Below are 12,340 nucleotides of genomic sequence, written 5' to 3' on the forward strand. Positions count from 1 at the left end.
CCGTATTACGTGTTATCCATAAACTCGGCAAGCGTTACTCGTTGCCGTACCTGTATACCTATTTTGCGGTGGGTAATGTTACTGCATTACAGACGTGCCAGCAATTCGGGATCAGGGTAGCCATCCACCGGCAAGCCTAATTTTTGCTGCACCTGACGCACGGCTTCGCGAGTTTCCTCACCGATAATCCCATCAATTTTGGAAATAGCCTGTCCCTGTGCTTGCAATTTCGCTTGTAACTGTTTGGTTTGCCCGACTGTCAGCACCTTAACGGGCGCATTACCTTGACGCAGCACGGGCGCACCCGCCAACCGCGTGGCAAAATAGCCCGCAGTCGTGGCATACACCGTCGATTCATTCCATTGCAGAAACACCTCGAAGTTCGGAAAGGCAAGAAATGCGGGGCCATGTCTGCCCATCGGTAGCAACAAAGCCGCCGTACCGCTGCCACTTAAAGCACTGCCATCAGCATCCTTGACACCTTGCACCGCCCAATCCTCCAAAGGCAAGCGACTATTCAAGCGGGCGAGTGACCAATCCATTGCCGCAGGTACCTTAACTTCTTGCAACCACGGCTCGCCCGCCCGCCAACCGTTAACCTTGAGCAAATTCGCCGCAGACGCCAAGGCATCAGCACTGGAATGAATCAGATCACGGTGCTTATCGCCATCAAAATCCACCGCGTAACGATCATAACTGGATGCCATGAATTGCAATTGCCCCACCTCACCCGCCCATGCACCGCGCATTTTTGCGGGGGTCAAATCACCTTTTTGCAGCAATTGCAGCGCACTGAGCAATTCGGCACGAAACATTTCCGGGCGACGGCAATCATGTGCCAACGTTACCAGCGAACGTAGCGTGGAAAAATCGCCCGTGACTGCCCCAAAATCGGTTTCCAAGCCCCATAGCGCCACCAGAATTTCAGCCGGTACGCCGTATTCCTGCTCGATGCGCTTCAGCAACGCCGCGTGTTTTTTCAGATGCGTGCGCCCCAATCCCAAACGGTTTGCACTGACTTTTTTGGTGGCAAAGGTGAGGAAATCCTGCGCGAATACTTGCTGCGAACGGTCACGCTGAATCGCAGTAGGATCAGGTTTGAGGTTATTGAGTACGTCTGCTGGCAAACCGGCGGCGGTAGCTTCTTGCTGGAAATCCGCTATCCAACCCTTAAAATCCGGTGGCGTGCAATCGGCGTACACGGCTGAACCTGACAACATCCCCATAGTGAACAACACGGTTTTTAAATACTGCATGGTGCGGCTGATTCCTTGTTAGCATCCCAATAATACGACGCATTATAGCAGGCTGATGGTTATGATGGCGGGAACTGCAAATCCCTAACAAAAATACTAGCAGCCAGCGTGAGAGTTAGGTAAGATTAGCGCCCTACCTTACTCCCCCCTGCCCGGATGGTGAAATCGGTAGACACAAGAGACTTAAAATCTCTCGCTGGTAACAGCGTGCCGGTTCGAGTCCGGCTCCGGGCACCATTTTTTTCAAGGCGTTACGCCATTTTACCCGCTGCATCATTTTCGCCCTTTTTGGTCGGGGTCATGTTGGGGTCATTGGTGTGCGATTTTCGGGGACAAGCCGCAAAAGATTAGCGCCCTACCCTATGAGCAAAAAAAAGCCGCATCAGGTGAGGCGGCTTTGTTGATCGGTTGTTGATTCGGGTCATAACATCGCGATAAACCAGCCTACCCCGGCGACGTAAAAACCTATGACAAATTGCCATGCATCGCTGCCTACTTCGTCGAGCAAATCCATGTCTAGCTTTTTTGCTTTGGGGAATATTAACCCCGCTCCGATGGTAAAAAAGACGGATTGAATAAATCCAGTTCCCCACCACAATTCCCGCGCTTCTTGCCATTTTGCAAGCTGAATTAATTGCTCAGGTTCGATTAGCCACATGACCATTAATAATAGTCCGATGGAATAAGCCGCCCTAGCCCATTGTCTTCGATCTTGATACAAAATATTTACCTCACTTACTGATTAATATAAATGTTAATACAAAAAAGCCGAGAATAATCCCGGCTCTTTGATGGTTATTTAATGCGGGTCAGGTGCTACCCTGCCCGCTTTGGTGATTATGCTTTCAAATATTTTGTTTTCCTATTTCCGGGTGTGTATTCAGGATTAATAATCAGCTTTCCCTCTGCTACGCCACGTTGCCCGAACTTGTCCCAGATAATGGCTAATTTTGCCTTGTTCAGTCCTGCCCGCTTCGAGTCGATGTGAGCGTTAACAAAGTCGGCAAATGCGCCTTCTGATGATTTAACAGTTCCATCGAGAACGCCAGTTATCCACAGACGATAGAGAGCGCTCAACTGTCCGCCCTCACTACCCTTTAGGTAGTCCGGGGTAGTCGCTGGGGTAGTCCGTTCACTACCCTTTAGGTAGTCCGGGGTAGTGGTTGGGGTAGTCGCTGGGGTAGTCCGATCACTACCCTTTAGGTAGTCCGGGGTAGTCGCTGGGGTAGTGGTTGGGGTAGTCCGTTCACTACCCTTTAGGTAGTCCGGGGTAGTGGTTGGGGTAGCGGTTGGAAGGGGTAGCGGATAGTGCTCTTCGGCAGTGCCTAACGCGGGGTTGTGCAAGCCGGTTGCCCCGGTGCGTTGGCTGAACGGCATGGCAGGGGAAGGGGTAGCAGGTGCTTCGCTTTTGGCGATTTTAGCCGCTACTTTTTGAAGGTCGCCGTCATCCAGATCAGCAGGGTTAAATAGTTTTGAATAGCCATCGAATACCGCTGCTTGAATATCGGCTTCAGATTTTGCACCTGATTTTTTTACCGCATCCACTAACGCACGGATAGTTTCAGCAACAGACTGGCGCTTGATTTCCGGGGCAGGGGATTCACTGAAAACCTTGCCCGCTTCATAATCCTGCATTTGCTCTTTATACAAGCGCTGGACATTGGCTAACTGTTCCGGTGATTGTTTCATGTTCGCTGGTTTAATTTCAGGTCTGTCTAATTCAATCGAATCAGGTTTTTTAAATGCTGATTCGATTTTATCGCCCACGGTTTTTAATGTGTCGCCAGTTTTTGCCGCCATCTGTTCGCGGGCATTTTGTGCGCGTGCATATTCGGTGGCGATAACTTCAGGGGATGATTTTAATCCCGCCTCAACTTTTGCCGCGTATTCGCCCACAGTTTGTTTGGCAGAGTTCGCGCCGCTGGTGAATGCGGATACTGGAGCGGATTCGTTCCGATCGGAATAGGTGCTGATACTGCCATCGAATTTCCGGGGCGGTTGGCGTAACTTGCGGGTCACGTCGTAACCATTGTCTATGAGTTTCTGGCGTGCGCGGTTGAAATCACCGCCCAAGTAATGAAAGGCATACTCGAACATCGAGATAATAATCACGCTGAACAACAGGCTGGCAGTTTTGCCGCTGACACCTAACCATTCCACGATCACACCCACGATGGGAAAATAATTGCTTTCGTCCTTTTCCATCGACTTGGCTTTATCCAGCAGGGCGGTGGCTTGTTGTTGGCTTGCTGCGTTGTGGGTGGCAATCATCTTGTTTACCGCATCCACACGCGCCGCGCTGCCATCACAATGTTTTTCTTTGCCTTGCGCCAGTCGAGCTTGGCACTGTGCGAGCTTCACTTCAGCGGCTTGCAGGTCGGCAGAGTAGGGGTTATAGCTGGTGCTGGCGCTATTACCGAGCGCTGCCAGTGCTGCTTGGTAGGTTGGGGACTCTTGGCTTTTGGTCTCCATGCGCACTTCGTCGCGTTCCATGCCTTGCCCGACTTCAGAGAGCAAGGAAAATGCCACTGCGACCACCACAGCGAGGACACCGACCTTGCCGCCGCCGTGCATATCGCCATTGCCATAGAGTCGGAACTGAAACCCGGTCATCACCGCTGTTACCATCACCGCTGTGATTGCATACTTCCATTCCATCGCTGTCCACTTATCAAAGTCTATGCCGCCGGTCGCGTATGACACCATGAAGTAGGAACTCATGAGAAAAGCAGCCATCGCGCCCAACAAGAAAAGTAGACCTGCCTGTTTATAATCTGCGAAGGCAAAGCCAGCATTGAAGTTTTTATCATCGTTTTTCATTTGAAATCTCCTTAAAACCAGTAGCTAAGCAGTAACACGGCGAAGGTAAAGCCGATTGCATGAACACCATGCTTGGCTTTTGCTGCGCGGAATGCTGCGAGACAGAGGGTCAAACCCATTGCGACATATGACCAATTCGACATAGCAGGGAACATGTCCGCGTAGTGAAGGTTAAATGCCGTTGGGATTAGTAGGAACATTGCCCACATGACCACTGCGCCGATGACTGCGAACCACGGGATTAGTGCATGAATGCGTTGCCAGTCGATCGGGGTGTTTTCCGTTTCCGTTTTCCAGTGTGATACGGATCCCGCGCTGGCGTTGCGTAGCGCGGTCAATTCTGTATTCTGTTGTGGTGTCAGTAGTGGATTCATGCTGAAACCCTCCGATAACCACGTTTGAGCATGTCCGCCTCAATAGCAGCAAAAGCCGCCTCACGGTTGCACTTGTGTTGATCGTGCTGATAGCAGTCGATTACCCACGGCATACGCCCACGCCCTGACCACACCACGCCTTGAAATTCATACTTGGCGGGGTAGTCCTTGAACGTGTCGCCACGGGGAACACGCACGATTAGCGGTGAACCGTCGGGTTTGTACCAGTGCAAACCGCTGATAGTTGGTTCTGGCGCAACTGGTGCAACTGTTGGCAGTGCAAAAAGGTCTAGTTGATTGAGTGGCTTAGTCACACATCACCTCCGATTCTTTGAGCGTGGGAAGTTGTTCCAACGAGTCCGAGGGGCGGTGAACCGCCCAAAGAGGAAGAGGAGGAGGGGGAGAACATGACGATTCCGGCGCGTTCTGCCAGCTTGTGCAGCTTGCCTTGTGTCTTGGCTTGATCAATCACGCCTTGAATATCGTCGCTGAAGGTCGGGGACAGGTCTGATTTTTTGGTGTCGGATTCACGAAGGAACTTTTGCACGAGCAACTTGTTCAGCGAGCCGATGTTCAGCAGATACCAATCTTTCAGGCGGGTGCGGATTTCTGCATCTTCCACGAGCAAACCGCGTACCTGATTGATGACTTCGCCGTATTGGTTGTGGGCATCGGTGGCGGTTTCTGCATCCTGCTTGGGTTGGCGCATCATGCGAATAGGACGTTCACGAGCGGAACATGCCGCGCCGCCGTTGATTTCGGTGTATGCCTTCCAGTCTTTGGCGTGTGCCGCTTGGCGGGCGGATTCGAGCAGGGGGTTCTCTTGTGCGTCGGTGATGCGGCGCAATTCGCGCCACGCCATGACGCTGGGGGCATTCCAGAAAGCGTACTGACGCAAGCCCCACACGGATTTTCTAGCCATGATTTTGATAATGGTTTGATCGGATGGGACGCCCGCTTGTAAATCATCCCAGTCTGCACCGGTTAAGCCCTTGGTGATGTATTTCACCATGTAGCTCACCATGCCCGCCGCGCTGGTCATGATTTTGAAACTGAGGCGACGTTCATTCGCGCCACGTTCGGTGGCGTCACGCGCTAGACCATAGACACATGCGCCTTTTTTGGTGAGCCGGTCAGTGTGCGCACCTCTGAGTGCTTTGTTATAGAAAATTTCAACGGCGCGTTGCACATCTTTGGACTTTACCCATATAGCGTAATGGTAGTGACTCACACCGTCATGATGGGTTTCATCCATGCGGAATCCGTAGCCGTCGATAGGGCGGATGTGCTTCGTTTTGCGCTTCCATGCGGTCTGGGTGAGCTTCCATGTTTCTTGCAACCAGTCCCGCGCATCGGCTGGGGTTTTGCTGGGGTCATAGTTGCGGTTTAGCTCCAACGTGCTGTTGGTGCGGGTGCTGTAACGATGGAAACGTGATGGGGTGGTGAGGGTGAAAAACACACCTACCCATGATTCTGGTTCAGCAGACGCAAACACATTGAGTTCCGGGAGGTCTGCCAATGCGCCGCCGCGTTTGCCGGTGGTCATGTGTTCCGGCAGTGCATCGACAATATCAGCCGACACGTAGTCGTCGCTGGCAATGGCTGACATCTCGTTAACCCTTACCATGAATTCGGCAAATTTGATGAATGCCGCCGTGTGTTCGCTGTCAGCGTCATCTAGGCTGATTTCGTCGCCTTCATTGGAAATCAGCACGGCTTGCTTTTTCCATGCTTCCAGCAGTGTTTGGCGGTACTGGTAATTATCCACAGCCTCTTGGGATGCGTAGGGGGAGGCGTCTTTGCTAACGTTGCCCGCGCGGATTTGCGCGGCTTCTGCATCCCGGCGGTGTTTTTTGGTGCGTTGCGCATCCCACCACTCAACCGAACATAGGCGCGATTTCACCGCCGCTTGGCTGTTGGGCTTGTGCGGGTCAGTTTCGACTTTGGGGTAAGTGGGGACGCGCACACCTTGACCACGCGCCCATTCTGCGGTGGTGTCCAGATCGGCAATTTGCAGCATTTTCGCGGCTGTGAGTGCGAGGCGGTGTTTGGCTTCTAAGCGTTTGTCGCCTGATGCGAGGGTCAGGGAATTGATGGTTTCCCGGAACCATAGATTGGTGTTCCGGCGGCGTTCACCTTCGGTTTGGGTGTCAGTGTTGCTCAGGTAGCGGTCAGCGTATTGTGAGCGCACGATTGCATGGAAGTCTTCCGGGATTTTGGCAAGTTGCTTGTCAATCCATACGCCGTCATGCAGGTGATGGGTGAGGTTAGCCATGAGTGTTACCCTCCATTTCGCGCTTCAAGCCGGTGCGGATTTCGTCAAGTTCATCCAAGATCAGCATGATGGTGGTGAGCATTTCTTGCTTGCGTAGATCGGTGCAGTAGTCATTGGTAGCGCCTTTCGCGAAGATAGCCAATGATGACGCGCCGCTTCTTTTGAGTTGCTCTAACAGGGTGATGATTTCAGGATTCATAGCGCCACCTCTGCATTCAGCACGTTGCGATTCAGCCAAGACACCCACAGACGCGCTACGTAGTGGGTAGGGTTGTCGGGGTTGGTTTCGGATTTGCGGCGCTGGATTTCTTCATGCACCAGCTTGACGCGATCTTCAAAGGGGATAGGGGCGACGATTGCGCCGGTAGTGGTTGGGTTACTCATTTGCTCACCCCACGTCCGTCTGTGACGGTGTGAGCAGCAAGGAATGCGTCGAGTGCTGATTTACGGTAGCGCACGCTACGCCCCACGAGGATATACGGCAGGCGGTCGGGGTAGTCGTGACGCCATTTCTCTAAGGTGCGAGGGGCAAAACCGATATAAGGAGCGGCTTCTTTCTCTTTAAAGAGCGGGTCGCCGTTGAGGGTATAGCCGGGGATTTGCTCAACGATTTGCGCCCGGCGGATTGCGTCACGATTGCGACGGATGCGACGGGTTGCGCGGCTGGGGGTGGTGGTCTGTTTGATCATTTGACACCGCCTTGCATGGCAGTTGCCGCCTTGATCAGATCGGAATAACCGAGGTTATACGTAGCGGTCTGCACGGCTTCGATGCGCTTTTCGATGGTCTCGAACAGATGCGCCAGTTCCGCCGGTTCGCATTCCTCAAACGCTGCCTTTTTGCCAATACTGGCAAGGCATTGCAACGCCCACAGTTCTTTGCTTGATTCTAAGATGGTGTCTTGCAGGTTCATTAGTTTGCACCTCCGTTGTCAGAGGCTTCACATTCTGCGAGCGCTGAAAAAGGGGTTGCGGTACTGCCTTGCTTTTCCTGTGGGATTGCAAACAGGGTGAACAGGGCGGTTTTTGCGTCTTGCAGATTGGCGCATTCAAACGTTTCAAGATTGATGCCGTGCAGGGTTTGGCGGTGGTACGCCACGTCAACAAAGGTGGTGGTCTTGGGTTTGCCGCCGACTTGACCTTGATGGTAGCCAAGCACAATCCATGCTACTGGGGTGTCTTTGCGATAGGCGATTACGCCGGTACGTGATTGCTTGAATACCAGCAGGGGCGATTCTTTGCGCTTACGTCCGATGGGTGCAATAGGGAGGTGTGGCAGGTACGCCGATAGATTGCGGGCAGTGTTGCCCATAGTGAGTGCTGTCATGATGACCGCTCCATGTTTAGTTTTACGATTGGGCAAAAGTTGCCGGGTACTCGTATCGTCTACATGGAGCACGACGCGCTTATTCCCTCCGAGGAGGTTTCTTAGTCCACGCATACCCGGCATAAAGCCGCTGTGTGCGAAGTCTACGGGCATAAAAAATCCCGCTGCGTCGTTAGGGCGGGTTTGCCGCCATGTATGGGGATACGAGTCCCAGAATTTTGCTGTTTGCCGGTGCTTTGCATCGACACGAACAGGATAGGGGAAAAGCGGGGATACGGTCAACTTATCAGCGGATAAGATGCGTTTTGTTTTTTGGGATGATCGCGCAGAATCATTCGGTTTTGTGTTTTGGCGGTGGAATGTTTGGATGTGTCGGGTTATCATGGCGGCTCAACTTTTTTGTTCAAGGCTAGCCGCATTGCTAGCCTTTTTTTATTGTGCCGATAAAAAACACCGGAAAGCCGGAATTCCGGTTTTTCCGGTTTTTGTCCCACTATTTCACTGGGTTTTTCTCCAACTCTTTCAGCGTTTCACTAATGATGTCACTGATATGCCCGACGGATACGCCGGGGTTCATGCTGCCATCAATAGCCACAGCAATAGTTTTAAGTTTGCGGTCTCGCTTGTTCTTACCAGCCGCCCACAACTCACGCGCCTTTTGTTTCATTTGTTCGTTACGCTGCTTGGTTTCTTCTTTGACTGGCGTTTTGCTGATGCTGCGTGGTGCTGGTTCGTCGGTGAGCCTTGCGCGGTCGTGGTAGCGTTTCCATAAGGTGTGGGCTTGTCGCTGGAATGTTTCGGTGGTGGTCAAACCGCGCCCTAGTTCGTTAAGTTCTATGATTGCGAACACTTGTTCTGTGAGCGGTAATCTTAGGTAAGCTTGCAGCTTTTCGCGGTCACTTAGTCCACGATCTTCTAGGGAGTCTGGATACACATAAGGCTTGAGGTTGCCGCGCTTGATTTCAATAATTATCCCTTGGCAAAGTTGCCGCCGATATATGGCAAGGTCGATCAGCGGATAAATCAGCATGGATAATTTAATAATCGACAATGCCGACGGGGTGTCACGTAAGCCGAGCGCCGCATCATGCCACAAGTCTCTTGCATCGTCGTCTCTGTTAGCGAGCCGCGCCAGACTGGTTTTAATGGCATAGGCGGGATAATGCTTGTGCTGTAGGAAGTCTCGATGCCAATCAGGGAGCAATTGCTCAAAGACTTCTTTTTCTCCAGCAGAAAGCGCTGCATTGTGATTCCTACTCACGATTCTTAGCCAGTCATTCGCTTTTTCCGAGGGTATGGCTAACTCTGTGATTGCATCGGTTAGCGTGTTGTACCTGCACCATTTTTCTTCCATACTTCGCTTGTCCTTTCTTTCACCTGAAAGACACTCTAGGGGAACGGTGTTTGCGCGTTGTTCCCCTTTTTTGTGCCTGCTTGATCGGATTCTATGGCGTGCAGCGGATTCCGGGCAAAAAAAAGCGGGTTAGGTTGCCCCATCCCGCAAAATGACCCGACGAAGGGATTCTCTCAAAAAGCATATTGTCTTGAATAAAGTGGCGAGCTACCGACAAGGGAAGAACAATAGCCCGCCGTTGGGCAAGGGTTCGAGAATGACGCGGATTTAATACACCCCGTGTTCTCGGATGGATTTCTTGATGGATAAACGGGTATGCAGTGACGCGGCTTTTAATGCCAGCCACGCCGAGAATGCTTGCATCGCGGTCACGAGTTTGAAACCTAATCGAATGTGCATGTGCTACTCCTTAAAATTCGTAAGTGTTGCTATCGTCGGCTAGGGTTTTTCCCAGTGTGCCGAGTTTGGCTTGCGCCGCTGCATTTTCGGCTTCGACTTTTGCCAGCTTTTCCGCTGTGGTGCTAATCGGTGGCGTGTTGTTGCCAACGTCCGTTTTTAGGCGGTTTTCAGCCACTTGCAGGCGATTTTCTAAGGTGGCGATTCGTTCCGCGAATGCCTCCGTTATGGGGGTAAGCGCATTTTCTAGCGCCTTATCCACCCCTTTCATGACCGCCTCAAGGTCTTGCTTTGTCATGCCCATTGTTTACGTCCTTTCTGGCGTTCACCAGATGATGTTTCATGTATGCCTTAACGTGCTTCGGATTGAAGCGGTAAAGGTGTCGAGTGCCTACCGGAATTTCTAGCCGGGGCAATAGTTCAGGGTGTTTTTTGGCATGGCGCAAAAATGCGGGTGCTGTCATGTTTGCCAGCGTTGCCGCTGCCCGTGCTGATAGGCTGTAATCCGCTATCTTTTCGGGGGCTTGACTGGGTGTCGGCTTAGCGCCCGCATCCAACGTTTTGAGGTAACGTTTCACGCCCGAATTCGGGTCAAGTTGCGCCGCTATCAGCAGCAATTCCCGTGCCTTTTCAGGATCAGTGTCCAGCCGTGCCAATGCCCGCGCTTTGTGGAGTTTCGCGGTTATTTGGTCGGTCATGTCGTAACCGCTAACCACTTGCGCCAGATCGTCGAGCACGTCGGCATGGGTGGCAGTGTCGCCCGCTTTGAGGATACCGCCCGCGATTTCTTCGGTGACGGTTTCCGCTAAGGTGCGTGAGAAGTCTTTGGGAGCGCTCAGCCGCTCAGCGAGTGCAAACCGTGCCAGTTCTAAGCCGCGTTGCCATTCGCCCACGTCGATATGCCACACGGTCAACCAGACAAACATGATGGCTGCTTTGCTTTCGTAGGCTTGTTGCACCATGAAAGTATTTAGCCATGCTTGGTACTGGGTGAGCGCTTGACGTTTGGCACTGGCACGGGTGGCACGGCTTTTAATGTGGCTCATGCGGTGATAATCCGCGCTGAATTGCGCTGCAATGATGCTGTCATGACAGGCTTCACGCGCCGGGTTCACCGTTGCCGCCGTAGCGGGCAATTCTGCCCGCGTCGTGCGTGTGCCGGTGCGGTGTTGTGCAGCGGGTGACAACATGGTTACACCCATTCGCCCGCGCCGGTCGGTAGCAAAATTGCCCCGTTGCGCACGCCTGCGAATTTGCCGAAGTCTTCCACCACATAGGCTTCATTTTCCGAGTGGTATTCTTCGAGGCGGTCACGCTTGGGGTTGTCGATAATCGCCCGGCGTAATGTGCCTAACTGGTAATAGATAGATAGGTTGCTGTAGCTGGTCACAACCACACCACGCACGGGGAAGAATGGCGGCATGATGCACGGTAAACCGGCGACGGTTTGCGCCGCGAACCATGTACTTAAGGCGTTGCGCTCAGTGGGTAAGGTGCTGTTAGACAACAAGGATAAACCGTGGCTTGTCCAGATTTCGCGCCCGACCAATACCACAAGATCGTCTGCCCCTTGATGCCATGCGTCCAGCAAGTTGGTGATCATGTCAAAGACAAGCATATCAAGTGTTTTGTAGTTGCCGCCCTCACCTACTTTGTACGTGTCAGTGGTTGCCGCGCCGTCTGAGTCATAACCGAGGATGCGGGACGGTTCACTGTTGCGCACTTTTGCGAGCCAGCCGATATTTACGTCTTGCAGCAATGGGTTAGCGGTCTTGTCGGTGACGGGAGCAGCGGTTTCTCCATTGAACCCGATCATCAGACGGTCACGTGCCTTTTGCAGGCTCAGGCTACCGTTATACGTTTTCTGGAAATTATCCATGTGCGCCCAACTGTCTAACGTCCGATAACTGATATGCGTGTCGGTGTTGGTTTGCATACAGCGGTATTCGTCGCCTTGCAGGTCGGCAATTTCGCGGGTACGGCGCTCTTCAATGTCGGTGTTAGTGCGACTGGCTAACGGTTGACTGACACCCACGCCCACACGTTGCCCCAGTTGGGCAGTGACAGGAATATGGTTCACGTTTTTGAGGAATTCCGCCCGCTCTGCTACCCGTAAAAAGGTTTTCTGTTGTGCGAGGGGTGGATAATGCGCGGTTTCGTTGCGCACCACGTTAGGATTCCCGATGGCTTGCGCGTAAGCCTTCATGTAGTTGTTCCAGACTTGCCGAGTAGATGGTTGCATGGTCATGTGTCCAATGGGTGATAATGCGTTCAATATATTCCGTCTGTTCGCAAGAATTTAGCGCTGTTATTACTGGATACCGCCGCATAGTAAAAACCGTTACAGGGGCAACATTAACAACGTTTTGGGGTGTGTCATTTTGTGCTGTTTTGTGACATTGGCGTGATGTGCTGCCCTGCTACAAGCCGCTTTCAGCCTAGAAAGTGCTAAGAATCACCAAAAAAAATGCAAAAACCCGGCAGGTGAGGAGGAGTGCGAACGCCGGGGCGGGAAAATATTCAGGTGCATGAAGAATCC

Annotated in this window: 16 protein-coding genes and 1 tRNA gene; 1 reads left to right on the top strand and 16 read right to left on the bottom strand. The window is 52.4% G+C overall.

What is annotated here, in order from left to right; genetic code table 11:
- Window positions 1–86: 86 nt before the first annotated feature.
- Window positions 87–1,256 carry a lytic murein transglycosylase gene (locus L2Y54_RS15600; protein ID WP_236497399.1) on the bottom strand — a complete coding sequence of 390 codons (1,170 nt, stop codon included), beginning with the start codon at window positions 1,254–1,256 and terminating at the stop codon, window positions 87–89.
- Window positions 1,257–1,406: 150 nt separating this feature from the next.
- On the opposite strand from L2Y54_RS15600, the gene L2Y54_RS15605 reads away from it, so the two are divergent.
- Window positions 1,407–1,493, top strand: a tRNA-Leu gene (locus tag L2Y54_RS15605).
- Window positions 1,494–1,677: 184 nt separating this feature from the next.
- Here L2Y54_RS15605 and L2Y54_RS15610 read toward each other — a convergent pair.
- The 15 genes from L2Y54_RS15610 to L2Y54_RS15675 form a co-directional block, all read right to left on the bottom strand.
- On the bottom strand, window positions 1,678–1,977 hold the full coding sequence (locus tag L2Y54_RS15610; RefSeq protein ID WP_236497402.1) for a hypothetical protein: 300 nt from the start codon (window positions 1,975–1,977) through the stop codon (window positions 1,678–1,680).
- Between the two features lie 116 nt (window positions 1,978–2,093).
- Window positions 2,094–4,076, bottom strand: a complete 1,983-nt coding sequence (locus L2Y54_RS15615; RefSeq protein WP_236497406.1) for a hypothetical protein — start codon at window positions 4,074–4,076, stop codon at window positions 2,094–2,096.
- An 11-nt stretch (window positions 4,077–4,087) separates the two neighbouring features.
- Entirely contained in the window at window positions 4,088–4,450 is a 363-nt protein-coding gene (locus L2Y54_RS15620; RefSeq protein ID WP_236497411.1) for a hypothetical protein, read from the bottom strand.
- Window positions 4,447–4,764, bottom strand: a complete 318-nt coding sequence (locus L2Y54_RS15625) for an H-NS histone family protein (protein WP_236497414.1) — start codon at window positions 4,762–4,764, stop codon at window positions 4,447–4,449. The genes L2Y54_RS15620 and L2Y54_RS15625 overlap by 4 nt, the downstream gene beginning before the upstream one ends.
- Complete coding sequence (locus L2Y54_RS15630; protein WP_236497416.1) at window positions 4,761–6,725, bottom strand: replication endonuclease; 1,965 nt, start codon at window positions 6,723–6,725, stop codon at window positions 4,761–4,763. Before L2Y54_RS15630 ends, L2Y54_RS15625 begins: the two co-directional genes overlap by 4 nt.
- Window positions 6,718–6,924, bottom strand: coding sequence for a hypothetical protein (locus tag L2Y54_RS15635; RefSeq protein WP_236497419.1), 207 nt, complete (start codon window positions 6,922–6,924; stop codon window positions 6,718–6,720). The genes L2Y54_RS15630 and L2Y54_RS15635 overlap by 8 nt, the downstream gene beginning before the upstream one ends.
- Window positions 6,921–7,109: a hypothetical protein gene (locus tag L2Y54_RS15640; protein WP_236497420.1), complete on the bottom strand. Its 189-nt coding sequence runs from the start codon at window positions 7,107–7,109 to the stop codon at window positions 6,921–6,923. Before L2Y54_RS15640 ends, L2Y54_RS15635 begins: the two co-directional genes overlap by 4 nt.
- Window positions 7,106–7,414 (bottom strand): helix-turn-helix domain-containing protein, encoded by a 309-nt coding sequence (locus tag L2Y54_RS15645; RefSeq protein ID WP_236497421.1) that lies wholly within the window; start codon window positions 7,412–7,414, stop codon window positions 7,106–7,108. Before L2Y54_RS15645 ends, L2Y54_RS15640 begins: the two co-directional genes overlap by 4 nt.
- The gene (locus L2Y54_RS15650) at window positions 7,411–7,638 is read right to left on the bottom strand and encodes a hypothetical protein (protein WP_236497434.1); all 228 of its coding nucleotides are present in this window, start codon (window positions 7,636–7,638) and stop codon (window positions 7,411–7,413) included. Before L2Y54_RS15650 ends, L2Y54_RS15645 begins: the two co-directional genes overlap by 4 nt.
- Window positions 7,638–8,051, bottom strand: a complete 414-nt coding sequence (locus L2Y54_RS15655) for a hypothetical protein (protein ID WP_236497435.1) — start codon at window positions 8,049–8,051, stop codon at window positions 7,638–7,640. The genes L2Y54_RS15650 and L2Y54_RS15655 overlap by 1 nt, the downstream gene beginning before the upstream one ends.
- Window positions 8,052–8,544: 493 nt before the next feature.
- Complete coding sequence (locus tag L2Y54_RS15660; protein ID WP_236497438.1) at window positions 8,545–9,312, bottom strand: hypothetical protein; 768 nt, start codon at window positions 9,310–9,312, stop codon at window positions 8,545–8,547.
- A 360-nt stretch (window positions 9,313–9,672) separates the two neighbouring features.
- A complete protein-coding gene (locus L2Y54_RS21720; RefSeq protein WP_255697756.1) occupies window positions 9,673–9,804 on the bottom strand; it encodes a hypothetical protein in 132 nt (43 codons plus the stop codon).
- Between the two features lie 10 nt (window positions 9,805–9,814).
- Window positions 9,815–10,099, bottom strand: coding sequence for a hypothetical protein (locus tag L2Y54_RS15665; RefSeq protein ID WP_236497439.1), 285 nt, complete (start codon window positions 10,097–10,099; stop codon window positions 9,815–9,817).
- Window positions 10,080–10,991, bottom strand: a complete 912-nt coding sequence (gene gpM, locus L2Y54_RS15670) for a phage terminase small subunit (RefSeq protein WP_236497441.1) — start codon at window positions 10,989–10,991, stop codon at window positions 10,080–10,082. The genes L2Y54_RS15665 and gpM overlap by 20 nt, the downstream gene beginning before the upstream one ends.
- Before the next feature lie 2 nt (window positions 10,992–10,993).
- Complete coding sequence (locus L2Y54_RS15675) at window positions 10,994–12,043, bottom strand: phage major capsid protein, P2 family (RefSeq protein WP_236497442.1); 1,050 nt, start codon at window positions 12,041–12,043, stop codon at window positions 10,994–10,996.
- Window positions 12,044–12,340: the final 297 nt, after the last annotated feature.

This window comes from Thiothrix winogradskyi, assembly GCF_021650935.1.
GTDB classification, from domain to species: domain Bacteria; phylum Pseudomonadota; class Gammaproteobacteria; order Thiotrichales; family Thiotrichaceae; genus Thiothrix; species Thiothrix winogradskyi.

What these genes read in the sequence shown, in the direction of transcription:
- L2Y54_RS15615 (WP_236497406.1), bottom strand. Translation starts at nt 4,076, where the DNA reads ATGAAAAACGATGATAAAAACTTCAATGCTGGCTTTGCCTTCGCAGAT.
- L2Y54_RS15600 (WP_236497399.1), bottom strand. Translation starts at nt 1,256, where the DNA reads ATGCAGTATTTAAAAACCGTGTTGTTCACTATGGGGATGTTGTCAGGT.
- L2Y54_RS15635 (WP_236497419.1), bottom strand. Translation starts at nt 6,924, where the DNA reads ATGAATCCTGAAATCATCACCCTGTTAGAGCAACTCAAAAGAAGCGGC.
- L2Y54_RS15650 (WP_236497434.1), bottom strand. Translation starts at nt 7,638, where the DNA reads ATGAACCTGCAAGACACCATCTTAGAATCAAGCAAAGAACTGTGGGCG.
- L2Y54_RS15620 (WP_236497411.1), bottom strand. Translation starts at nt 4,450, where the DNA reads ATGAATCCACTACTGACACCACAACAGAATACAGAATTGACCGCGCTA.
- L2Y54_RS21720 (WP_255697756.1), bottom strand. Translation starts at nt 9,804, where the DNA reads ATGCACATTCGATTAGGTTTCAAACTCGTGACCGCGATGCAAGCATTC.
- L2Y54_RS15675 (WP_236497442.1), bottom strand. Translation starts at nt 12,043, where the DNA reads ATGCAACCATCTACTCGGCAAGTCTGGAACAACTACATGAAGGCTTAC.
- L2Y54_RS15665 (WP_236497439.1), bottom strand. Translation starts at nt 10,099, where the DNA reads ATGACAAAGCAAGACCTTGAGGCGGTCATGAAAGGGGTGGATAAGGCG.
- L2Y54_RS15630 (WP_236497416.1), bottom strand. Translation starts at nt 6,725, where the DNA reads ATGGCTAACCTCACCCATCACCTGCATGACGGCGTATGGATTGACAAG.
- L2Y54_RS15655 (WP_236497435.1), bottom strand. Translation starts at nt 8,051, where the DNA reads ATGACAGCACTCACTATGGGCAACACTGCCCGCAATCTATCGGCGTAC.
- L2Y54_RS15640 (WP_236497420.1), bottom strand. Translation starts at nt 7,109, where the DNA reads ATGAGTAACCCAACCACTACCGGCGCAATCGTCGCCCCTATCCCCTTT.
- gpM (WP_236497441.1), bottom strand. Translation starts at nt 10,991, where the DNA reads ATGTTGTCACCCGCTGCACAACACCGCACCGGCACACGCACGACGCGG.
- L2Y54_RS15645 (WP_236497421.1), bottom strand. Translation starts at nt 7,414, where the DNA reads ATGATCAAACAGACCACCACCCCCAGCCGCGCAACCCGTCGCATCCGT.